The sequence below is a fragment of the Pseudomonas plecoglossicida NBRC 103162 = DSM 15088 genome, from assembly GCF_000730665.1.
GTDB lineage: Bacteria > Pseudomonadota > Gammaproteobacteria > Pseudomonadales > Pseudomonadaceae > Aquipseudomonas > Aquipseudomonas plecoglossicida.
This window is the reverse complement of the sequence record NZ_BBIV01000012.1, coordinates 107,514-130,046: the sequence shown is the minus strand read 5'-3', so window position 1 is coordinate 130,046 and position 22,533 is coordinate 107,514. Positions and strand designations below refer to the sequence as shown.

Sequence of the window (22,533 nt, the reverse complement as noted above, 5' to 3'; positions counted from 1 at the left end):
CTGTACATACTGCCGCTTTCCCGATGGACCGACGCGCATGAACCAGCAGCCCCAGACCCCGCCCGCCGCTGAAGACGGCGGCGCAGCCCCCCAGTTCCTGGGCACCCGCATCCGCGGCCTGCGCAAGCGCCGCGGCATGACCCTGGCGGAGCTGGCGGCGCAGAGCGAGCTGACCGCAGGCTACATCAGCCAGCTCGAACGCAACCTGTCGTACCCGTCGATCCCGGCGCTGTTCAACATTGCCCGCAGCCTGGGCGTGACCATCCAGTGGTTCTTCGCCAGCGAAGCCAGTACCGCCCCCGAAGACCAGGGCTACGTGGTCCGGCGCAACAGCCGGCTGAGCGTGCACTACGAAGATGGTATCGTCGACCAGCTGCTGACACCCCAGCCCAACCGCCAGCTGGAGATCCTCCACTCACGCTTTCCGCCAGGCACCTACAGCCAGCAGAGCTACAGCCATGAGGGCGAAGAGGCCGGCTACATTCTCTCGGGCAGTTTCGAGCTGTGGGTGGGCGAACGGCACTTCCAGCTGGGCGAAGGCGACAGCTTCAGCTTTCCCAGCCAGCAACCGCACCGCTATGGCAACCCAGGCGAGGTGGATGCCGTGGTGATCTGGGTGATCACCCCGCCGACATTCTGAAAGGTTGCACAAGGGGCGGCACGTTTCATCGCCCGGCGATAACGCCAGCGGCAGGCCATGCCCCCCTGTGGGAGCCGGCTTGCCGGCGATAGGGCCCTGACAGGCTGTTCAGCCATGCCTGCCCTGGCCTCATCGCCGGCAAGCCGGCTCCCACAGAGACCACGCAAACCTTTGCTATTTGTGCAAGGCATGGCATACATGCAGGTGACTGCTTCCCGCCATTCAAGGAGTTCGTGCATGAGCAAGCCCCCCTATGTCCCGCCTGCAGTCTGGCGCAACGACGCAGCGTCTGGCGGCCAATTTGCCAGCATCAACCGGCCGATCGCAGGTCCCACCCACGACAAGGACTTGCCGTCAGGCAAGCACCCCTTGCAGCTGTACTCCCTGGCCACGCCCAATGGCGTGAAAGTGACCATTCTTCTCGAAGAACTGCTCGCGCTGGGCCACGGCGGCGCCGAATACGATGCCTGGCTGATCCGCATCGGCGAAGGCGACCAGTTCTCCAGCGGGTTCGTTCAGGTCAACCCGAACTCCAAGATCCCCGCCCTGCTCGACCGCAGCGTCGAGCCGCCGGTCCGGGTGTTCGAGTCCGGCTCGATCCTGCTCTACCTTGCGGAGAAATTCGGCGAATTCCTGCCCAAAACGCCAGCCGCACGCACCGAGACCTTGAACTGGCTGTTCTGGCAGATGGGCGCGGCGCCTTACCTGGGCGGCGGCTTCGGCCACTTCTATGTGTATGCGCCGGAGAAATTCGAGTACGCCATCAACCGCTTCACCATGGAAGCCAAGCGTCAGCTCGACGTGCTTGAGCGCCGCCTGGCGCAAAGCCGCTACCTCGGCGGCGACGCGTACAGCATTGCCGATATCGCCGTGTGGCCGTGGTACGGTCAACTGGTGCGCGGCAACCTGTATGACGCGGCGCAGTTCCTGGCCGTGCACGAGTACCCGAAGGTGCAGCGATGGGCCGAGGACATCGCCCAACGGCCCGCCGTACAACGGGGCACGCGGGTCAATCGCACCTGGGGCGATGAAACCAGCCAGGTGCCCGAGCGGCATGCTGCAAGCGACCTGGATTGATGGCGTCGGGGCCGCAAGACGGCCCCGACAATGCCCCCTTGCAAAAAACCATTTCTGCCGCGCAAACCTGCTTCCCCTGACACCTTCTTGTACACTCCTCGCAAAAGCCCCCACCTGCACAATTTTTGGTGAAAGCATGATCGAGGTAACCGAGGTTTCCATTGTCGAGCTGCGCGACGCGCTCGAAACGGGCCGCACGACGGCGGTCGAGTTGGTCAAGGCGTACCAGGCGCGCATCGACGCCTACGATGGAGCCGATACCGCTACCGCCCTGAACGCCGTGGTGGTGCGCAACCCAGACGCACTGAACGAAGCCGAGGCTTCCGATGCCCGCCGCGCCAAGGGCCAGCTGCTGAGCCCGCTCGATGGCATCCCCTATACCGCCAAGGACAGCTACCTGGTCAAAGGCCTGACCGCCGCCTCCGGCAGCCCGGCGTTCAAGGACCTGGTCGCCCAGCGCGACGCCTTCACCATCGAACGCCTGCGCGCCGCCGGTGCCGTGTGCCTGGGCAAGACCAACATGCCGCCCATGGCCAACGGCGGCATGCAGCGTGGCGTCTACGGCCGCGCCGAAAGCCCGTACAACGCCAACTACCTGACCGCACCGTTCGCCTCGGGCTCGTCCAACGGTGCCGGTACCGCCACCGCCGCAAGCTTCAGCGCCTTCGGCCTGGCCGAAGAAACCTGGTCCAGCGGCCGCGGCCCTGCCTCGAACAATGGCCTGTGTGCCTACACGCCTTCGCGCGGGGTGATCTCGGTACGCGGCAACTGGCCGCTGACCCCGACCATGGACGTGGTGGTGCCCTATGCCCGGACCATGGCCGACCTGCTGGAAATCCTCGACGTGGTGGTGGCCGACGACGCCGACAAGCGCGGCGACCTATGGCGCCTGCAGCCTTGGGTACCGATTCCGGCCGCCTCGACCGTACGCCCGGCGTCCTACCTGGACCTGGCAGTCGACGCCAGCTCGCTCAAGGGCAAGCGCTTCGGCGTACCGCGCATGTACATCAATGCCGACCCTGAGGCCGGCACCTCGGAAAAACCCGGCATCGGCGGCCCGACCGGCCAGCGCATCAACACCCGTGCCAGCGTGATCGACCTGTGGAAACAAGCCCGTCAGGCCCTGGAAGCGGCCGGCGCCGAGGTGGTCGAAACCGACTTCCCGCTGGTTTCCAATTGCGAAGGCGACCGCCCTGGTGCGCCGACCGTGTACAACCGCGGTATCGTCAGCAAGGAGTTTCTCCATGACGAGCTGTGGGAATTGTCGGGCTGGGCGTTCGATGATTTCCTGCGCGCCAACGACGACCCCAAGCTCAACCGCCTGGCCGACGTCGATGGCCCGCTGATCTTCCCCCACGACCCAGGCACCCTGCCCAACCGTGAGGACGACCTGGCCGCTGGCATGGACGAATACGTCAACATGGCCAAGCGCGGCCTGAAGACCTGGGACCAGATCGAAACCGTACCGGACGGCCTGCGCGGCCTGGAAAAGACCCGCAAGCTGGACCTCGAAGACTGGATGGACAACCTGGGCCTGGACGCGGTGCTGTTCCCGACCGTGGCCGACGTAGGTCCGGCGGATGCCGACGTCAACCCGGCATCGGCGGACATCGCCTGGAGCAACGGCATCTGGGTGGCCAACGGTAACCTTGCCATTCGCCACCTGGGCGTGCCCACCGTGACCGTACCGATGGGCGTAATGGCCGATATCGGCATGCCAGTAGGCCTGACCTTCGCCGGTCGCGCCTACACCGACAACGACCTGTTGCGCTTCGCGGCCGCGTTCGAGTCGACCGGCTCGCGCCGGATGATCCCGCCGCGTACGCCCGCCCTGGGCTGATCGTTCGCTAGAGGTTTGCGTCGCTGCGTAAATCGAGCGCCGCCCGCGCGGCGCATCGCGGCTAAAGCCGCTCCTACATTTGTTGCAACGTACCTATGTCTGATAGACCATGGTTGCCAGCCTTGCGGGTACGACACGATAGCTCGGCGGGCGCCAAAGGCGGAAAACCGTGGCCTGACAGGTCGTGGCACGTTGCTACGAACGTAGGAGCGGCTTTAGCCGCGATGCGCCGCGCGGGCGGCGCTCGATTTCAACAACACCGCAAATTCAACGACATGCGCCCGCAGACACACGCTACCATTCGGCCTATCTCGAGCATTGGCACTCTCTGCTCATACCGAAAAACGCGTAGTGGAGCCCCAAGATGTCCCTGCACATCCACACCCCCCTCATCGAATCCCGCCCCCTTTCGCTGGCCGCTGGCCGCTCGGTCTGGCTCAAGCTCGACGCCCTGCAGCCGTGCGGGTCGTTCAAGCTGCGCGGCGTGGGCCATGCCTGCGAGGTCCATCACGCCCGTGGCGCACGGCATTTCGTGTCTTCATCCGGTGGTAACGCTGGCCTGGCGGTGGCCTATGCCGGCCGCAAGCTGGGCGTGCCGGTGACGGTGGTGGTGCCCGAGACCACCACGGAACGGGCCAAGGAGCTGCTGCGCCAGGAGGATGCCAAGGTTGTGGTGCACGGCAGTTCCTGGCAGGAGGCCAACGCGCTGGCGCTGACCCTGGTGGGTGCCAACGACGCGTTCATCCACCCGTTCGACGATCAACTGCTGTGGACTGGCCATGCCAGCCTGGTCGACGAGCTGGCCGCGGCCGGGTTCAAGCCCGATGCGGTGGTGCTCTCGGTCGGCGGTGGTGGCTTGCTCAGCGGCGTGGTCGAGGGCCTGGAACGCAACGGTTGGAGCGACGTGCCCGTGCTGGCCGTCGAGACCGAGGGTGCAGCTTCGCTGCACGCGGCCATGCAAGCCGGCCATACGGTGGAGCTCGAGCGCATCGCTTCGCTGGCCACGTCGCTGGGCGCCAAGCGCGTTGCCGAGCAGGCGCTGGCCTGTACGCGCAAGCATCCGGTGCATAGCCACCTGGTGAGTGACCGGGCCGCGCTTGAGGCGTGCCAGCGGTTCCTGCGTGACCATCGCGTGCTGGTGGAGCCCGCCTGCGGCGCAGCGTTGGCGCTGGTTCAGGAACCTGGGGCGCTGGCGGGCTTCGACAAGGTGCTGGTCGTGGTCTGCGGGGGCGCCACGGCGACGCTGGAGCAGATCCAGGCTTGGCTCGAGCAGGCCAGCTGAGTTGCCTTTACTGGCCTTATCGCCGGCAAGCCGGCTCCCACAAAAAGTGACGCCGCCCCCTGTGGAAGCAGGCTTGCCGGCGATGAGGCCAGCACAGGCGAAAATCCTCTTGCGTGAAACGCGCTCATCGGATTCCCCCTGCCATCTGTCAGGCTGTCATCAGCCTGTTCACTTGCCCCTGTACTACTGAACCCGCCATCGCCGGAAAAATTCACCGGCAACCACTGCAGCACTGACGAAATACGCGTTCCACCCTTTCGATATGCAGCAAGTGAAGGCACAATGCGTGTCCTTTTTTTGGCCGGCCTGGCCGGGGGCCTTTAAATGATCAAGACGCCTTACTACCTCATCGATAAAACCAAGCTGCTGGGCAACATGGAGAAGATCGCCTACGTGCGCGAACACTCCGGCGCCAAGGCTCTGCTTGCCCTCAAGTGCTTTGCCACCTGGTCGGTATTCGACCTGATGCAGCAGTACATGGACGGCACCACCTCTTCGTCGCTCTACGAGCTCAAGCTCGGCCGCCAGAAATTCGCCGGCGAGACCCACGCCTACAGCGTGGCCTGGGCCGATGACGAGGTCGAGGAAATGCTCGAGAACTGCGACAAGATCATCTTCAACTCGATCGGCCAGCTGCAGCGTTTCGCCGAACAGTCCGAAGGCAAGATCCGCGGCCTGCGCGTCAACCCGCAGGTGAGCAGCTCCGACTACCTGCTGGCCGACCCGGCGCGCCCGTTCAGCCGCCTGGGTGAGTGGGACCCGGAAAAGATCGAGAAGGTCATCTCGCAAATCTCCGGTTTCATGTTCCACAACAACTGCGAGAACGGCGACTTCGGCCTGTTCGACAAGATGCTCAGCCACATCGAAGAACGCTTCGGCCACCTGCTGCACAAGGTCGAGTGGGTCAGCCTCGGCGGCGGCATCCACTTCACCGGCGAAGATTACGCAGTCGATGCGTTCTGTGCGCGCCTGAAAGCCTTCTCGCAAACCTACGGCGTACAGGTCTACCTGGAGCCGGGCGAAGCCGCCATCACCAACAGCGCCTCGCTGGAAGTGACCGTGCTCGACACCCTGTACAACGGCAAGCACCTGGCCGTGGTCGACAGCTCGATCGAAGCGCACCTGCTCGACCTGCTGATCTACCGCCTCAACGCCAAGATGGCGCCCAACGACGGCGAGCACACCTACATGGTCTGCGGCAAGTCGTGCCTGGCAGGTGACATCTTCGGCGAGTACCAATTCGATCGTCCGCTGGCCATCGGCGACCGCCTGTCGTTCGTCGACACCGCGGGTTACACCATGGTCAAGAAAAACTGGTTCAACGGTCTGAAGATGCCGTCCATCGCGGTCAAGCAACTCGACGGCAGCGTCGAAGTGGTACGCGAATTCGGTTTCGAAGACTACGTTTCCAGCCTGTCGTAAGACCGGCTTTCCAAGTAAGGAGCAAAAGGTAAATTGAAGAAGAACGTTCTTATCATTGGTGCAGGAGGTGTCGCCAAGGTGGTGGCCCACAAGTGCGCGCAGCATAACGACGAACTGGGTCGTATCGCTATCGCGTCACGGAACATCTCCAAATGCCAGGCCATCATCGACAGCGTCAAGGCCAAGGGTAGCCTCAAGGTTCCCGCCGACATCCAGGCCTTCTCGCTCAACGCCCTCGATGTCGAGGCGACCAAGGCACTGATCCGCGAGACCGAATCGCAGATCGTGATCAACGTCGGTTCCGCCTTCCTCAACATGTCGGTGCTGCGTGCCTGCATCGATACCGGTGTCGCCTACCTGGACACCGCCATCCACGAAGAGCCGGGCAAGATCTGCGAGACCCCGCCGTGGTACGGCAACTACGAGTGGAAACACCTCGAAGAGTGCCAACAAAAGAACATTACCGCCATTCTCGGCGTCGGTTTCGACCCGGGTGTGGTGAACAGCTACGCGAAACTCGCGCAGCAGCAATACTTCGACAGCATTGATTCGATCGACATTCTCGACGTCAATGCCGGTTCCCATGGCAAGTACTTCGCCACCAACTTCGACCCGGAAATCAACTTCCGCGAGTTCACCGGGCAAGTATGGAGCTGGCAGAACAGCCAGTGGACCAGCAACACCATGTTCGAAGTCAAGCGTACCGACGACCTGCCGGTGGTTGGCTCGCAGAACCTGTACCTGACCGGTCACGACGAGGTCCACTCGATCTCGAAGAACCTCAACGTACCGAACGTGCGCTTCTGGATGAGCTTCGGCGAACACTACATCAATGTGTTCACCGTGCTGAAGAACCTTGGCCTGCTCTCCGAGCAGCCGGTCAAGACCGCCGAAGGCCTGGAAGTGGTGCCGCTGAAAGTGGTCAAGGCCGTGCTGCCCGACCCGGCCTCCCTGGCCCCCGGCTACACCGGCAAGACCTGCATCGGTGACCTGGTCAAGGGCACCAAGGACGGCCAGCCGCGCGAAGTGTTCATCTACAACGTGGCCGACCACGAAGAAGCCTACGCCGAGACCGACAGCCAGGGCATTTCCTACACCGCCGGTGTACCGCCAGTGGCCGCTGCCCTGCTGGTCGCCCGTGGCGAGTGGGATGCCAAGCGCATGGTCAACGTCGAGGAGCTGCCGGCCGAGCCGTTCCTCAAGGCGCTGGACGTCATGGGCCTGCCGACCCGCGTGAAAGATGAGAAAGGTGATCGTCCTTGGGACGCTGAAGCCTAAGCTGTAGAACGAAGGGGCGCCAAACAGGCGCCCCTTCTGTTTGTCTGCACCGGCCCTATCGCCGGCAAGCCGGCTCCCACATGGAGGGTTGTGCTTTCCTGTGGCAGCAGGCTTGCCGGCGATGGGGCCAGTGGCTACTTCCTGGCCTCCAGTATCAGGTTGAACGGCGTCTGCGTCGCCCGCCGGAACCTTGTGAACCCCGCCTCCTCGAACACCGCCCGCAACCGCGCCTCCCCCGCCTGGGCACCGAGCCCCAATCCCACTTCCTGGGACAGCGAATTCGGTGTGCAGATGAATGTCGACGCCGCATAGAACAAGCGCCCCACCGGCGTCAGGTTGGCATCCAGCGAATCCTCTGCATAAGGCTCCACCAGCATCACCGTACCGTCGGCCTTCAGCGCCCGGTAGGCATGCCGCGCAGCACCCACCGGGTCGCCCATGTCGTGCAGGCAATCGAAGAAGCACACCAGGTCATGGTCGTGACCCGGGTAATCCTTGGCCGACGCCTGCTGGAAACTCACGCGCCCTTCCAGCCCCGCCTCGCGCGCCCGCTCGCTGGCCGTGGCGATCGAGGGGGCATGGTAGTCGTAGCCGATGAACCTCGACGCAGGAAACGCCTGGGCCATGACCAGGGTCGAGGCGCCATGTCCGCAGCCGACATCGGCCACCTTGGCCCCGGCCTGCAACTTGCCCACCACACCCTCGAGCGTCGGCAGCCAGTCGGCCACCAGGAAGGTCCGGTAACCCGGCCTGAAGAACCGCTCGGTACCACTGAACATGCACGGATGATGGTCGCCCCAGGCCAGGCCGCCGTCGCCGCGCATGGCGGCCACCAGCTTGTCCTTGTCATGGAACAGCGCCGCCACCACCGCCGCGCCACCGGCCATGTAGGCCGGCGAGTCTTCCAGCGCCAGGGCCATGGCCTGTTCCTCGGGCAGCACGAAACTGCCCTTGTCATGGGTCATGTAGCCGGACGCCGCCTGGGCATTGAGCCACTCGCGTACCAGCCGCGGGTGGCAACCGGTCTTGGCCGCCAGCGCCTCTGGCGTAGTCGGCTGACTGTCGGCCATGGCCCGATAGAGCCCCAGTTCGTCACCGAGAATGACATTGGCCAAGGTTGCCGCCGCGCCCATGTCGCCCACCAGCTTGCCCATGAATTCGTGAAGCCTTGCCTCGTCCATGACCTGCCCTCCTCTGCAAGAAGGCCACCGTCGACGAGGGAGTCCGGTCCGGGGGGGCGGTGGTCATTGGAATGGATGGTTATGCCTCGTCGTAAAGTCTAGCCCTTGGACTCCCATCCAAGGTTGCTGGTCGATCAGGGCAGGCTACTGCGGCGCTCAAGCCAATCATCGCCGCGCATATTTTTCACATCCACTTCACTTCAGCGCCACAACCACAAGGCTATGGTGCCGGCCAGTTTCGGGGGACAAGCCATGCGCGCCCCCGTTGAGCCCGAGTCCTGGAGTGCCAGCATGCTTGAGAATGTGATCAATATCCGCCTGCGTCCCGTGCGTGTCGGACGCAAGCGCTTGCCCTGGCTGCTGGGTGTGCTGCTCGCGTTACTGCTGCTTGGCCTGTGGCAGGTATCCCGCACCCAGGTCAGCAACCTGGGCAGTGTGCAACAGATGCACGAGCACGGCGTCTACAGCACCTGGGCCAAAGGCGAAGTGATGGTCCTGGTTCGCCATGCCGAGCGCTGCGACCGCTCCAACCATACCTGCCTCGGCGACCCCAGCGGCATCACCGTCGACGGCAGCCGCGCGGCGATGGCCGTGGGCGACGGCATTCGCCGCCTCGGGCTGGGCACGGCCGACATGCTCAGCAGTCCGGAAGTACGCACCCGGCAGACCGCGTCGTTCATCTTCGGCAAAGCCATCGAGACCCAGGACTGGCTGATGCAATGCGACAGTTCATTCGCCGACGCGGCATTCGCCCACAAGCGCGACGGCCGCAACCTGATCCTGATCACTCACAGCGGCTGCATCGACCAACTGCAGCGGCAGCTGGACCTGCCCGGTGGCCAGCGCGACAGTGGCTATGCCAGCGCGCTGCTGGTTTCCAAGGGCAGCGATGGCCAGCCCCACATCCTGGGCCAGATCAACGCCAAACAATGGCGTGCTCTGCTCGCCAGCACAGGGAAGTAACCATGCCGACTACTGCACGTACCTCGTTCTATATCAATAACCTGCTGCTGCCGCTGGTGCTGGCGCTGATCGTCTTCCTGCTGTTCGACCTCACCGAGCTGGACCGCTGGATCAGCAACCTGCTGATCGACCCGGCCACTGGCAGTTTCCCGCTGCTGCATGACCATTGGTTCGAGAAAGTCACCCACAAGTGGCCGCGCATTCTGCCGGACTGGACCGGCGAGCTGGCCGTAATCGGCTCGCTGCTGTCGTTCTTGTGGCCGCGCCTGCAGCACCACCCGGACGCGTGGGTGACCCGGCTGCTCGACAGTGCCAGGATCAGCCCGGTACTGCGCTTCACCACCCGGCATCGTCGCGACTTGCTGTTCATCGTGGTCGCCTTCGCCTTGAGCACCACGGTCATCCACTACCTGAAAAGCCACACCAGCGTGTACTGCCCCGTGGAAACCACCCTGTACGGCGGTCACGAACTGCGCAAGGAGTGGTACGAGAACTTCACCCTGCTGAGCAAGGCGGGCGATGGTCGCTGCTGGCCCGGCGGCCATGCTTCCAGTGGCTTCACCTTGCTGGCCCTGTACTTCGTGGCCCTGCGCCACCGCTGGCAGCATGCACGCAAGCTGCTGGTGGCGATCTTGCTGATCGGATTCGTCTACGGCACCACCCGGGTGCTGCAAGGCTGGCACTACATGTCGCATACCTTCTGGGCCGGGATATTCGTCTGGCTCACAAGCTGGGCAACGGCGCTGCTGTTCTACGGCAGGCAAGCATTGCAAGGCGCCGAGCAAGCAGCTCCGGGCAATCCTGCAGCGGACGCCTATGCTTGAGCTGTCCCACTGCACTGGAGCGTGCAATGCCCAACCGCGAAACCGCCCTGCTGCACAGCTGGCAGCACAACGCACAGGCCTGGATCGAAGCCGTGCGCAGCGGCGCCATCGAAAGCCGCCGTCAGGTGACCGACCAGGCCATCCTGCTCGCCATCCTTGGCCGCCAACCCGAGCGGGTGCTTGACCTGGGTTGTGGTGAAGGCTGGTTGCTGCGTGCACTGGCCGACCGTGGCATCGATGCCACGGGTGTGGATGGCGACGCAGCCCTGGTCGCGGCAGCGCGAGCGGCCGGCTCGACGCAGGTACACCGGGCCAGCTATGAGCAGCTGGTTGAAAGTGCGGTGAACGTTGGCACGGGTTATGACCTGATATGCGCCAACTTCGCCTTGCTGCAGCAGGACATCATTCCCTTGCTGATCGCCATGAAAGCGCTCCTGGTAGCGGATGGCGCGCTGCTGATCCAGACCCTGCACCCCTGGAGTGTGGCGAACGGGGATTATCAGGATGGCTGGCGTGAAGAGTCGTTCGCAGGGTTTTCTGGCAACTGGCGTCCGATGCCCTGGTATTTCCGCACCTTGGCCAGTTGGCTCAACGCGCTGGACATGGCGGGCTTCAGGCTGCTGAGCCTGCAGGAACCGCAACATCCGCAAAGCGCCGTGCCACAGTCGCTGTTGCTGCTGGCTCGATAGCCAGCGTCCCTGCACGAACCTTCTTGATATTGCCCCAGGCATCCCGCTAGCCTGCATTCCCCTCCCCGGACGGACCCTGCCCCCATGCACCCGCGCGACCTTGCCGCCTACCTGTTCCTCGCTGTCGCCTGGGGCTTTTCCTTCCTGGTGGTGCTCAAGGTGGTACATGCCTTCGGCTGGGCCGGGGCGGTGAGTTTTCGCTCGCTGATCGCCGGCAGCACGCTGGCGGTACTGGGTGCCGTGCTCGGCCGCCGGTTGAAACTGCGTCCCTTGCTCAGACCCTTGACGGTCGTCGGCGCCACCACCGTCGCCGGGCAACTGATCGGCCTGTCCTATGCCACGCCCCTGATCGGCACGGCCATGGCCGCAATCCTCATCGCCACCATCCCGCTGTTCTCGATGATCATCGGCCGAGCCTGGGGCCTGGAAAAGATCACCCCGCAGGGCATGGCCGGGTTGTTGCTGGGCCTGGCGGGCATCGTGATGCTGGTGGGCTTCCCGGCCCAGCCGGTGAATGAAGCCTTCATCCACGGCTGCATCGCTTCGGTGTTCGGCTGCGTGTGCGCCGCCTTCGGCAGCAACTACGCCAGCCTGCACCTGCGCGGGCAAGACCCCTGGACAGTGACCGGGGGTGCCTTCCTGGTCGGCGGCGTATTGACCCTGCCCCTGTTGCTGCTGGTGCCGGTGCCGACCGTGCCGCAAGCCAGCGACTGGCTCTATCTGCTGCTGAGCGGTTGCGTGATGAGTGCCACCACCTATGTGCTGTATTTCGGCCTGGTGGCCCGTATCGGTGCCACCCGCGCCATCAGCGTCGAGTTCGTCGTGACGCTGGTGGCCGTGCTGATCGGCGCATTGTTCCTGAACGAGGCGTTGAGCCTCATGCAGGCGGCGGGTGGTGTGGTGATCCTGCTGGGCTGCATGCTGGTACTGGGGCTGTTGCCAAGACGCAGACGCCGTTTGCCCAGTTAGCGCTGGGCGGTGCTTTGCTCAGGCGGTGGGGACAGTTGCAACACCCGGTTGCGACCCCCTTCGGCCAGCAGGTAACCGCCCTTGCCATCAGGGGTGATGGCCTGGGGCGCCTTGAGGAAGGTCAACACGGTGTGCTGGCTGCCATCGGCATCGACGCGCAGCAGGCGGGCACGGTGCGTGTTGTCTTCACTGATCCACAGGCCGCGCTGGTCGCAGAGCAGGAAGGTGGGGTTACGCAGGCCGGCGACCACCACCGGGTCCTTGCCGTCCTCGGTCAACGCACGCACCTTGCCGGTGGCTTTCTCGGTGTAGAGCAGTCGGCCATCGGCGCAACGGGTCAGGCCCTCGGTTTCGGTCAAGTTCGAGCGCAACACCTCGAGCTGGCCGCTGGCCCACTGGTAGCGCATCAGCCGGCCATTGCCCTTGCGGTCCTCGATGGCGTAGAGATAGTCGCCATCATTCCACAGCCCCTGCACGCTGTCGCCGTCGAACAGGTGGGTGACCTGGCCGTCGCGCGACAGGCTGACCGGCGCGCTGCCGCCCTCCTGGCTGAACACCCAGCCACCCTCGGCGGCGACCATGCCGTCGGGTTTGGACAGCTTGTCGATCAGCACCACACGCTCGCCCTGGGCGGTGATCTTGAGGATGCTGCCACGCCCATCGTCCAGCTCGCGGCTGACCAGCAGGCTGCCATCGGCCTGGAGCAGCAGTGAGGCGGCCTTGGTCACGTCACGGTGTAGTACATCAACGCTCCAGCCATTACTGGCCTGGACCGGATAGAAGCTTTGCCAGGCGAAGAAGCCAAGGGTGGCGGTGAGCACTGCAGCGGTTGTTGTCAGAGCGATACGGGTGCCGCGCTGGCGCAGGATGGGCATGGTTCGAGGGCTCTTGGAAAGAGTTGAGGATCCTAGCAAGGGGATGTGAAAAAATTGTCAAATGAACAGCAGCCTCAACCCGTCCATACTGTCTGTGTCGAGGCTGCTGCTTTGATGCTATTTGACGATGAATGCTTTATTGGCTGACCAAGAGGAAGAAGTTCGGTTTTCATAGGCCTTGGCGCTGATCCTGAGCCTGCCGATACCGTCTCGCTGGCGGCGCTTTCAACAACGGTGGGCAGCATTTGAGCAACATTGAAAGCATGATTGGCACTCCATGAAGATCGCGCGTCCCCTAGTTGCTGTCGTGCCGCTATGGAATGCCGACCCAACGCCACCTTCTTGATTCTCACAACCCAGACGCCATTTTCATCCACAGTGCCTTGCCCAAGACGAGCACCTGGATTGCCAGACTTCACGACTTCAACAACTGCTCCAGGGGTACCTTCCCCCCTGATCACTGGCCATTGGCTCACCGTGTCGGCGAGCGGCTGTACCTTGACAGGGCCAAGCGCTTTATCAGTGATGGTCAAAGTATGATTGTTACCCCATGAAGAAGTCGCTGCGCCCAGTGTTTGCCTGGCACTGAATGAGTACTTTCCTTCGGGCAGTGGGTCATTGATCAATGCTCGCCAGGTACCTTGAGCATCGACTGTCGTCGTGGCCAAGGTGCGACCAGGAGCATGGCTTCTCACCACGGTCACATTTGCCCCAGGAACCCCAACACCGGCGATGAGAGGCCTTTTCATGACTTGACTGAGACTCGCCGGAACATTGATCGAAGGTGCGGCAATGGGCGCGGCACAATCAGGCAACGGCTCATTGGCCACCGCGACGGAGAATACAGCGCCGGCAGGCCCTGCACTGCACGTCCGCACCGCTATCCCTGCATTCTTGTCCTGCAGCTCCTTGCCAGGCAAAAGGGTTGGCCTGTTCAGGGAAGCATCATTCGGTTCAGCATTGAGCTGTATAGAGCTGACAGCACCGTTCACCGACGAATAGCGTATCCACAACCCTTTGTTGCGGTTGTCTTCCACAGGAAAATCGTAGGGTGGGTTCGGCTGGCGAAACTCGATTGCAATGTAGTCATTTGTTCCGGGTCTCCTGATGCTGTACAACTGCGGGCCCTCACTCCCCAATGGCGCCAACCGATAGAGACCTGTCTTGGTAATTTCGGCTGCCTCCCTCTGCCCCAACCAACCCGCGAAAGCCCTCGACACTGCCGGGTACAGTCCAGCGCCACCACCAACCGGGTCTCCCGAGTCAGTTATCTTCGCGGACAGTTCGCAATTGTCGGGGGCATAAAGCACGTTACCTTGCTGACGACAGTTCAGATAGGTTCGCGGATGATGTACGCCAAGGTTGTGACCAAATTCATGCAGGAATGCATGGGAAGACGAGCCCTTGCCGAAATACATCGAGCGTTCACCAGGCACAGCAGCATTCGCCCCGCCCTGGCACTTCACCACGACGAAGAGATGATCGTAATCTGTAGCTTTGATCCCTTCCTGCTCCATTGCCTTGTTTGCCCGTTGGTACATGTCGCTGCTACTACAGTTACCCGCAGGCTTGGCACCGAAGTCAGGTGTCAGTGTTCTGAATTCATCGAGGCTCAAATGCCCAGACGATGCTGCCTTTACATAGCTTCGAAGTGACCTGGGGCCCTCTGAGAAAACCTGTTCCTTTATCTCCTCGGCTGTATAGTTACTGGAATTATTCCATTGCCCAACAATCAAAAGGACGGGTTTGTTTCCCAGCATGGGCAACGACAACATACCGCCTGTTACAGGTAGGGCGCTAGCGCTCAGTGGCTGCACATCATCCAGATATTCAGTATTTTCGCCAAGCGGATCCGCCACACTCGAAACACTAAAAAACAATATCGGCCAGAGGGCCAATCCAGGAATTTTCATGCTGCATCTCCACAAGCAAGTTGGGAACTCACCTTAATCCTGAGGTAGCCAACTAAATACTGGTGGAAATGCTAGTAGCCACCTCACACCTGTTGTCATCAGACTCTGCATTCCACCTTGGCAAACTTCTGGTATGTGGATGTAAGCAACCGATACGGCAACGCTGATCGCACACCCTCCATACACCAGCAAGTCCGCATTCAGTAATCAAATACCGGGTATTCCAACATTTAATTTGTGGATGTCACGGACTGCCCCATATGCTGTCCGCACATCCCCTGCACGCACCGGCCGGTGCGGTTCACGGCACGGGGAGAGAACAACAAGTCGAGACCGTTCATGTCGAATCACTCCTACTTCGCCCCCCACGGTGGGCACCCGGCTCAAACCGAGCTGCTGACTGACCGTGCCATGTTCACCGAAGCCTATGCCGTCATCCCCAAGGGCGTGATGCGTGACATCGTCACCAGCCACCTGCCGTTCTGGGACAAGATGCGCATGTGGGTCATCGCCCGCCCGTTGACCGGCTTTGCCGAAACCTTCTCCCAGTACATCGTCGAACTGGCCCCGGAAGGCGGCAGCGAGCGCCCTGAGCTGGACCCGAACGCAGAAGCCGTGGTGTTCATCGTCGAAGGCGAGCTGGACATCACCGTCGAAGGCAAGAACCACACCCTGGTGCCTGGTGGCTACGCCTTCCTGGCCCCGGGCGCCGAGTGGAGCCTGCGCAACAACAGCAAGTCCAACGTCACCTTCCACTGGCTGCGCAAGCACTACCAGAAGGTCGAAGGCCTGGATATCCCTGAGTCGTTCGTCACCCACCGCGACAACGCCACCGTCATCGAGATGCCGGGCACCGAAGGCCGCTGGAAAACCACCCGTTTCGTCGACATGGCCGACATGCGCCACGACATGCACGTCAACATCGTCACCTTCCAGCCGGGCGGTGTGATCCCGTTCGCTGAAACCCACGTCATGGAACACGGCCTGTACGTACTGGAAGGCAAGGCGGTGTACCGCCTGAACCAGGACTGGGTCGAAGTGGAAGCCGGCGACTTCATGTGGCTGCGCGCCTTCTGCCCGCAAGCCTGCTACGCCGGCGGCCCAGGCAACTTCAGCTACCTGTTGTACAAGGACGTCAACCGCCACGTGCACCTGACGCTCAACCCGCAGCGCTGATCCCCGCGCTATCGAAGATAGCCCGCCTTTATGGCGGGCTTCTTGTTTGCCGCGCATACTGCTGGTTCCCCATTAGCGCGGTACACGCCATGAACCGCTGCCTGCTGCTTGCCGCCCTGCTGCTGGGCACCAGCGCGCTGGCCGACGACGCCTGGACCCTGGCCTACGACCGCGAGGGCATCCGCGTCTACCTCAGTGGCGTCACGGATTCCCCCTACCAGCAGTTTCGCGGCGTCAGCACCATCAAGGCCAGCGTACGCACGCTGGTCGACTTGCAGGAGAACCTGCGGGTGGCCTGCAAATGGCTGTATGCCTGCGACCAGATGCGTCTGGTCGACGTCGAGGGCGACAGCACCTGGGTCTACCTGACCACCAACCTGCCCTGGCCGACACTGCCGCGCGACATCATTCTCAAGGTCACCAGCGAGCGCCTGGACGACGGCACGCTGGTGCGGCACCTGAGCGCCGAACCCGGCAAGTTGCCCGAAGAACCAGGGCTGATTCGAGTGCAGCACCTGAGCGGCGAATGGGTGATGAAACCGCTGGGCGAGCGCGAAACCGAAGTGACCTACCAACTCAAGGCAGACCCGGCCGGCGATGTGCCAGGCTGGCTGGCCAATCGTTTCGTGGTCGATGCGCCTGTGGTGACCCTGCGCACCTTGCGTGCTGTCGCCGAACGCCAGCCCTGAGGCCTATCGCCTTCGCCATTTTTCTGCCACTGTCAGCGCGCGACGCGTCCCTGCGCGCCGCGCCTTGCCAGGACGTCGCATGAAAACACAAGAAAACGGCAACAAGCACAAGGGCTATCGGCGGATCATTCCTTCCATGACCGCGCTGCTGGAGTTCGAGACGGTGGCGCGCCACGGCAGCTTTACCCTCGCCGCCCAGGAACTGGGCGTGACCCAGGCAGCGGTGAGCAAGCAGGTTCGCCAGCTCGAGGAAAACATCGGCGCGCAGTTGTTCCAGCGCCTGCACCGCAGCATCCGCCTGACCAGCGAGGGGCAGGCACTGTTCGCCGTGGTTTCCGACTCGCTGCAGAAGATCGCCTCGGTGTTCGACCGCCTCAGCGAAGGGGGCGAGGAACAGGAGCTGGTGCTCAGCACCACTGCGACCTTCTCCCAGTTGCGGGTCATGCCACGCCTGGGCAAGCTGCGCGCCGCCCTGCCCCACGTGCGCCTGCGCATGGCCACGCAGATGTTCACCGGCGACCTGCGCAACCACGATGTCGACCTGCTGGTGCGCTACGGCAATGGCCGTTGGGAAGATGGCAGTGCGCTGAAACTGTTCGAGGAAGCGATCTTTCCGGTGTGCTCGCCGCAGTGGCTGGAGCGCCACGCGCCAGTGGATTCGCTCGAAGCCCTGTACCGCACCGACCTGCTCGACGCCGACGCCACCAGCGAAGGCTGGATGACCTGGCCGACCTGGTTCCGCGAGCTGGGGGAAAACCCACCGAAACTGCGCTACAGCCTGCGCAGCCACCTGTACACCGACACCATCCAGGCCGCCTTGCAAGGGCATGGCGTTGCGCTGGGCTGGGGACGCATGCTCGATCACCTACTGGCATCGGGTGAGCTGGTGCGGTTGACTGACCTGATGGTGAAACCACGCGAAGCTTACTACCTGGTGGTGCCGCATGGCCGTGAGACCACGGCAACGGTATTGGGGTTGGTGGAGTGGTTGCGCAGTTAGCCAAGTGCTGGCTGATGCGGCCCTATCGCCGGCAAGCCGGCTCCCACAGCGAGACTCAAGGGCGGTGTGGTACCTGTGGGAGCCGGCTTGCCGGCGATAAGGCCATAGGCATCTGTCGCGTCTACTGAACCACCCCACAGGCCATACGGGCACCACCACCGCCCACCTTCTCCGGATGGTCACTGTGATTATCGCCACCGGCATGCACCATCAGGGCATGGCCCTTGAAGTCTTCGGCCTTCAGGCGTGGCGCCAGTACCGGATAGGTGGCCTTGCCGTCGGCGCCAACATACAGCGCCGGAAGGTCGCCCCGGTGACCGCTATCGTCATAGGGGCCTTTGTGCGCGTTGGTGGAATCCGGATCCCAGTGCCCACCCGCGGCGCCCGCAGGCACCGGTTTGCCGTTTTCCTGGGTCGGTGCACAGGAAGGGTTCTGGTGCAGGTGGAACCCGTGCACGCCCGGCGGCAGGTCCTTCAGATCCGGGGTAAGCAGGGTGCCGTATTGGCTCTGCTCGATGCTGACGGTGCCGATCGACTTGCCGGGGCTATCGGGCCCTGCCAGCTTGAGCTCCACGGTCTGCGTGGCCTGGGCAAGACCGGCCGAGGCCAGCAAGGCGGTGAATAGCACTGCTTTCATAGCGTTCTCCATGACGTGTATGACACGGGCGTTGCTACCCGCGTAAAGGTTCGGACTGCCCAAGCCGCCGGATATTCCATCCAGCCACAGACTGAAACACAATGCTGCTTCGTTCGCTCAAACCCGGAGCCTGCCGCGTGTCTCTCAAAGCCCTGCGCACCCTGGTCACCATCGCCCGTCATGGCACCTTCGCCCGCGCCGCCGACCTGCTCAGCCTCACCCCGTCGGCAGTGAGCCTGCACATCAAGACCCTGGAAGACGAACTGCAAGTCGTGTTGTTCGACCGCAGCCGCCGTCAGGTGGTGCTGACCGAAGCCGGCCAATTGGCGGTGATGCGTGCCGAGGCCATCCTGACAGGGTATGACGAACTGGCCGACGCCCTCGCCAGTGGCCCGAGCCTGCGTGGCCGCCTGCGGCTCGGGGCGATACACACGGTGCTCGCCCGCCGTCTGCCAAAGGCCCTGGTGTGGATCAAGGCACACCACCCGGAGCTGCACGTCAGTGTCGCCTCCGGGATGTCAGCGGAACTGGCACGGCGCGTCGAGGATGGCGAACTGGACGCGGCGATCACCACCGAGCCGGTCAGCCCCCACCCGCAGAACCTCATCTACACACCGCTGTTCGAGGACAGTTTCTGGGCCATCGCCAGCTCGACGCTGGCCGGGCAGAGCCTGCCACAGTTGCTGGCCAGCCAACCTTTCCTGCGTTTCGACAAGCGCGCCTGGGCTGGCCGGCAGATCGAGCAGGAGCTGCGCCGACAACACCTGCAAGTCAGCGAGCAGATGGAGCTGGACAGCCAGGAAGCACTGGCGAGCATGGCAGTGATGGGGCTGGGGGTGGCGATCATACCCATGGCGGATGACGATCTGCAGCGGCTGCCACCTGCGACATGCCTGCCCTTCGGCGAGCCGCAGCTGAAACGGCAGGTGGTGCTGCTGGAGCATGAGAAAAGCCAGCGGCGGCATCTGAGCGCAGTCGTGATAAAAGCACTGGCCGCTGTTCATCCCCCTATTTGAAAACGGTGCATACCCTGTGGGAGCAGGCTTGCCGGCGATGGGGCCCGAACACGCGGTCCAGGTCTGCCTGCCCCGGCCTCATCGCTGGCAAGCCAGCGCCCACAGGAATTGGCGCAAGCAGCAACAGTCAAGTTTTTCTCAATGGTCGCTGCAGAATTACGCGTTTTTCTTGATCAGTCCGCCACGCTAACCTGTGCCCGTAGCCGACCACGGAACGCCTGCCATGCTCCACCTGCTGCTCACCACCCTGGTGCCCATCATCTTGCTGATCGCCTTGGGCACCCTGCTGCGCATCCGCGGCTTTCTCGCCGAAAGCTTCTGGCCAGGCGCCGAGCGGCTGAGCTACTACGTGCTGCTGCCGTCGCTGTTCCTCCATGGCCTGGCCACCGCCAACCTCGATGGCGTACCGGTGCTGGGCATGGTGGGCGTACTGATGCTCTCGACCTTGCTCGGCGCCGTGCTGCTGATGCTCTATCAAGGCGCGGTGAACCACGACGGCGCCGACTTCACCTCGGTATTCCAGGGTGGCGTGCGCTTCAACAACTACATCGGTGCCACCCTTGCTACCGGCATCTACGGCAGTGCCGGGATCGCCCTGGCGGCAGTGGCCAACGCGGCCATCGTGCCCTTGGTCAACCTGCTCTGCGTGCTGGTGTTCGCGCGCTTCAGCGCCCGCCACAGCTCACCCGCCACGGTGTTGCGGGCGATTTTCGCCAACCCGCTGATCGTCGGCTGTGCCAGTGGGTTGTTGCTGCGGATCACGGGCCTGGGCCTTCCTGCAGGCCTCGAACCGACGGTCAGGGCCCTGGGCCAAGCTGCTCTGCCCCTGGGCCTTCTGTGCGTCGGCGCGGCACTGGGTGGAGCCAGCCTTGGCCAACAGGTACGCCCGCTGATGGCGGCGTCGACGTTCAAGTTCCTGGTCATGCCACTGACCACCTGGGGCCTGTGCCGCCTGCTTGGCCTGGGTGGCCAGGCAGCGGTGGTAGCGGTGTTGTTCCAGGCGCTGCCGACGGCGTCATCGTCTTATGTCATGGCGCGGCAGATGGGTGGCAACGCCCCGTTGATGGCCACCATTATCGCCTTGCAGACCGTCGCGGCCGCCGTGACCCTGCCATTGGTAGTAATGCTTACGCTCAAATGATGGCTTCTGGCTAGACTGTGATGCATCGCACACTTCGGAAGCTCGACCATGCGCTGCTCGTGGATGCTGATCGGATTGACCGCGGCCCTGCTCGCAGGCCCTCTGCACGCTGTCGAGCCGGCCAAGGCCGCCGTGGCCGAGGACAAGGCCGAAGTGCTCGAGGAGAAGGTCGTCAAGGATGCGCCGCCGCCGAAAAAGGCCGAAACCCTGACGCCTGGCGAGGTCAAGGCGGTCGACCCGGCCGGCCAGGCGCCCATGGATGACAGCATCACCTGCCTGGCCCGCACCATCTACTGGGAAGCCAAGGGCGCGGATGCCAAGGACATGAGTGCGGTGGCCAGCGTGGTGCTCAACCGCCTTGGCCATGAAGGCTTCCCGGACACCATCTGCGGGGTGGTCAAGCAAGGGGTCGAAAGCAAGTCCTGCCAGTTTTCCTGGTGGTGCGACGGGCGCCCTGACCAGGTCGAGGAAGCCCAGCGCTATGACATCGCCAAGGAAATCGCGCGCAAGACCCTCAACCAGCAGCTCAAGGACTCGACGGGAGGCGCGCTGTACTTCCATGACCGCAATGTGCACCCGGATTGGGCCAAAGCCTACCGCAAGACGGCCGAGACCCGGCATTTCCTGTTCTACAAGCCCAACCAGGCTGTGGCGCGCTGAGCCCCCGGCCGATCAGAAATCGACCGTTCCGGAGAACTTCACCAGGCGCGGATCGCCCTGGGTCAGGTAACCACCATTGGCCGAAGCCCAGTAGTTCTTGTCGGTGAGGTTTTCCACGTTCATGCGCAGGGCGACTTCCTTCTCCTGCACCTTGAAGCGATAGCGCGCGCCCACGTCGAAGCGGTTCCAGGTCGGCAGGTTCAAGGTGTTGGACGGGTTGGCGTATTGCCCGCCAGTGCGCAGCATGCGGGCGTTCAATGCCACACCTTCGAGCCCAGGTACATCCCAATCGACGCTGGCATTGAGCTGGAAGGTCGGTACCCCGACGGCATGATTGCCATCGTTGGCGCCGTTCTGGGTCTTCTTCAACTCGCTGTCCATGCGCGTGCCGCCCGCCATCAGGCGCAGGCCCTGCAGCGGCTCGCCGAAGACGCTGAGCTCGATGCCCTTGTTGACCTGCTCGCCGTCCTGGACGAACACATTGCCTTCGACGAAACCGTCGGTAGGTCGCTCGATGCGGAACGCGGCGAGGTTGGCACCGAAGGTCTGGTAGTCGAGCTTGCCCCCCGCCTCCACCTGTTTGGTCTTGGCAGGCGGGAACACCTCGCCGGCGTTGACCACCTGCCCCGACGCCGTGGCGCCCTGGGCCAGGCCTTCGATGCGGTTGGCATACAGCGAGATCGACGGGTTGAGCTTGTAGACGATACCGTACACGGGGGTGGTGACCGACTCGTCGTAGAAGGCGTTGCGGCCCAGGTCCGGGTCTTCGCCATCGTAGGCGTAGCCCTCGACGCGCAGTTGCTGGCGACGCACCCCGGCGGTGAGCAGCAAGGTGTCGTCGAACAGGCCCACGGTGTCGGACACGGCGATGCTGCGGTTGCGGGTCTTGCCGGTCACGCCGGGATCGTCCAGCTTGCCGCCAGTGAAGGTCGGCGTGGTCGGCTTGGGCAGCGGGTCGGTGTGGTAGATGTTGGTGGCTTGCGAGTTGTAGAAGACGAAAGCGTTTTCCTGCTGGGTCCAGATCGTGGCTGCGCCGATGTTCAACTGGTGGCTGACCGGGCATTGACGGCGGTGGCATCGAGCTCGATGGCGCCGTCGGCCGCCTGGGCGCCGACGGCAACGGAACAGCAAGCGACGAAGAAGGTCGACCGATAGGAAGGGAAACGTGCCATGCAAGGCTCCGGTGTGATGAGTGAAGCCTCCCTGGCAAAGTCAATCATTATCATTTGCGTATAATTTTTACCCGATATTACGAATTATT

The 22,533-nt window shown here is 63.2% G+C and carries 21 protein-coding genes and 1 pseudogene; 16 read left to right on the top strand and 6 right to left on the bottom strand.

The genetic code is table 11. The features are described from left to right. Window positions 1-37: 37 nt before the first annotated feature. From PPL01S_RS09445 to PPL01S_RS09420, 6 genes are all read left to right on the top strand, one after another. Window positions 38-640 carry a helix-turn-helix domain-containing protein gene (locus PPL01S_RS09445; RefSeq protein WP_028624866.1) on the top strand — a complete coding sequence of 201 codons (603 nt, stop codon included), beginning with the start codon at window positions 38-40 and terminating at the stop codon, window positions 638-640. Window positions 641-877: 237 nt separating this feature from the next. Beyond that, on the top strand, window positions 878-1,717 hold the full coding sequence (gene yghU / locus PPL01S_RS09440) for a glutathione-dependent disulfide-bond oxidoreductase (RefSeq protein ID WP_016394966.1): 840 nt from the start codon (window positions 878-880) through the stop codon (window positions 1,715-1,717). A gap of 136 nt (window positions 1,718-1,853) precedes the next feature. Beyond that, complete coding sequence (locus PPL01S_RS09435; RefSeq protein WP_016394967.1) at window positions 1,854-3,557, top strand: amidase; 1,704 nt, start codon at window positions 1,854-1,856, stop codon at window positions 3,555-3,557. Window positions 3,558-3,921: 364 nt separating this feature from the next. Continuing rightward, a complete protein-coding gene (locus PPL01S_RS09430) occupies window positions 3,922-4,839 on the top strand; it encodes a pyridoxal-phosphate dependent enzyme (protein ID WP_016394968.1) in 918 nt (305 codons plus the stop codon). Window positions 4,840-5,163: 324 nt separating this feature from the next. Then, window positions 5,164-6,261, top strand: a complete 1,098-nt coding sequence (locus tag PPL01S_RS09425; protein WP_016394969.1) for a carboxynorspermidine decarboxylase — start codon at window positions 5,164-5,166, stop codon at window positions 6,259-6,261. A 33-nt stretch (window positions 6,262-6,294) separates the two neighbouring features. Beyond that, window positions 6,295-7,539, top strand: a complete 1,245-nt coding sequence (locus PPL01S_RS09420) for a saccharopine dehydrogenase family protein (RefSeq protein ID WP_016394970.1) — start codon at window positions 6,295-6,297, stop codon at window positions 7,537-7,539. A gap of 134 nt (window positions 7,540-7,673) precedes the next feature. Here PPL01S_RS09420 and PPL01S_RS09415 read toward each other — a convergent pair whose 3' ends face one another. Next, on the bottom strand, window positions 7,674-8,720 hold the full coding sequence (locus tag PPL01S_RS09415; RefSeq protein WP_028624867.1) for a class I SAM-dependent methyltransferase: 1,047 nt from the start codon (window positions 8,718-8,720) through the stop codon (window positions 7,674-7,676). 291 nt (window positions 8,721-9,011) lie between these two features. On the opposite strand from PPL01S_RS09415, the gene pmrG reads away from it, so the two are divergent. The 4 genes from pmrG (at window position 9,012) to PPL01S_RS09395 (ending at window position 12,165) form a co-directional block, all read left to right on the top strand. Further along, window positions 9,012-9,683: a lipopolysaccharide core heptose(II)-phosphate phosphatase PmrG gene (pmrG, locus tag PPL01S_RS09410; RefSeq protein WP_042155770.1), complete on the top strand. Its 672-nt coding sequence runs from the start codon at window positions 9,012-9,014 to the stop codon at window positions 9,681-9,683. 2 nt (window positions 9,684-9,685) lie between these two features. Beyond that, window positions 9,686-10,507 (top strand): phosphatase PAP2 family protein, encoded by an 822-nt coding sequence (locus PPL01S_RS09405; protein WP_016394973.1) that lies wholly within the window; start codon window positions 9,686-9,688, stop codon window positions 10,505-10,507. Window positions 10,508-10,533: 26 nt separating this feature from the next. After that, entirely contained in the window at window positions 10,534-11,196 is a 663-nt protein-coding gene (locus PPL01S_RS09400; protein ID WP_016394974.1) for a class I SAM-dependent methyltransferase, read from the top strand. A gap of 84 nt (window positions 11,197-11,280) precedes the next feature. Then, a complete protein-coding gene (locus PPL01S_RS09395; RefSeq protein ID WP_016394975.1) occupies window positions 11,281-12,165 on the top strand; it encodes a DMT family transporter in 885 nt (294 codons plus the stop codon). On the opposite strand, the gene PPL01S_RS09390 is transcribed toward PPL01S_RS09395, so the two are convergent. Next, window positions 12,162-13,040 (bottom strand): SMP-30/gluconolactonase/LRE family protein, encoded by an 879-nt coding sequence (locus tag PPL01S_RS09390; protein ID WP_016394976.1) that lies wholly within the window; start codon window positions 13,038-13,040, stop codon window positions 12,162-12,164. The genes PPL01S_RS09395 and PPL01S_RS09390 overlap by 4 nt on opposite strands. Before the next feature lie 74 nt (window positions 13,041-13,114). Continuing rightward, on the bottom strand, window positions 13,115-14,953 hold the full coding sequence (locus tag PPL01S_RS25075) for a carboxypeptidase regulatory-like domain-containing protein (RefSeq protein WP_156042646.1): 1,839 nt from the start codon (window positions 14,951-14,953) through the stop codon (window positions 13,115-13,117). A gap of 339 nt (window positions 14,954-15,292) precedes the next feature. Between PPL01S_RS25075 and PPL01S_RS09385 the strand changes: the two genes are divergently transcribed. From PPL01S_RS09385 to PPL01S_RS09375, 3 genes are all read left to right on the top strand, one after another. Beyond that, window positions 15,293-16,129 carry a bifunctional allantoicase/(S)-ureidoglycine aminohydrolase gene (locus tag PPL01S_RS09385; protein ID WP_016394977.1) on the top strand — a complete coding sequence of 279 codons (837 nt, stop codon included), beginning with the start codon at window positions 15,293-15,295 and terminating at the stop codon, window positions 16,127-16,129. A gap of 89 nt (window positions 16,130-16,218) precedes the next feature. Next, window positions 16,219-16,818: an START domain-containing protein gene (locus tag PPL01S_RS09380; RefSeq protein WP_016394978.1), complete on the top strand. Its 600-nt coding sequence runs from the start codon at window positions 16,219-16,221 to the stop codon at window positions 16,816-16,818. A gap of 79 nt (window positions 16,819-16,897) precedes the next feature. Then, window positions 16,898-17,818: a LysR substrate-binding domain-containing protein gene (locus tag PPL01S_RS09375; protein ID WP_028624869.1), complete on the top strand. Its 921-nt coding sequence runs from the start codon at window positions 16,898-16,900 to the stop codon at window positions 17,816-17,818. Between the two features lie 121 nt (window positions 17,819-17,939). Here the strand turns inward: PPL01S_RS09375 and sodC are convergent, their stop codons facing one another. Then, on the bottom strand, window positions 17,940-18,455 hold the full coding sequence (gene sodC / locus PPL01S_RS09370) for a superoxide dismutase family protein (RefSeq protein WP_016394980.1): 516 nt from the start codon (window positions 18,453-18,455) through the stop codon (window positions 17,940-17,942). A gap of 137 nt (window positions 18,456-18,592) precedes the next feature. On the opposite strand from sodC, the gene PPL01S_RS09365 reads away from it, so the two are divergent. The 3 genes from PPL01S_RS09365 to PPL01S_RS09355 all read left to right on the top strand — a co-directional run bounded on the left by PPL01S_RS09365 (window position 18,593) and on the right by PPL01S_RS09355 (window position 21,272). Continuing rightward, window positions 18,593-19,471 carry a LysR family transcriptional regulator gene (locus PPL01S_RS09365; RefSeq protein WP_016394981.1) on the top strand — a complete coding sequence of 293 codons (879 nt, stop codon included), beginning with the start codon at window positions 18,593-18,595 and terminating at the stop codon, window positions 19,469-19,471. A 223-nt stretch (window positions 19,472-19,694) separates the two neighbouring features. After that, the gene (locus PPL01S_RS09360) at window positions 19,695-20,612 is read left to right on the top strand and encodes an AEC family transporter (protein ID WP_016394982.1); all 918 of its coding nucleotides are present in this window, start codon (window positions 19,695-19,697) and stop codon (window positions 20,610-20,612) included. A 48-nt stretch (window positions 20,613-20,660) separates the two neighbouring features. After that, window positions 20,661-21,272 carry a cell wall hydrolase gene (locus PPL01S_RS09355; protein WP_028624870.1) on the top strand — a complete coding sequence of 204 codons (612 nt, stop codon included), beginning with the start codon at window positions 20,661-20,663 and terminating at the stop codon, window positions 21,270-21,272. A 12-nt stretch (window positions 21,273-21,284) separates the two neighbouring features. On the opposite strand, the pseudogene PPL01S_RS09350 reads toward PPL01S_RS09355, so the two are convergent. Continuing rightward, window positions 21,285-22,331, bottom strand: a pseudogene (locus PPL01S_RS09350) (TonB-dependent receptor); the annotation flags it as partial. Beyond that, window positions 22,313-22,444 (bottom strand): hypothetical protein, encoded by a 132-nt coding sequence (locus PPL01S_RS25620; protein WP_255212386.1) that lies wholly within the window; start codon window positions 22,442-22,444, stop codon window positions 22,313-22,315. The pseudogene PPL01S_RS09350 and the gene PPL01S_RS25620, both read right to left, overlap by 19 nt. Window positions 22,445-22,533: the final 89 nt, after the last annotated feature.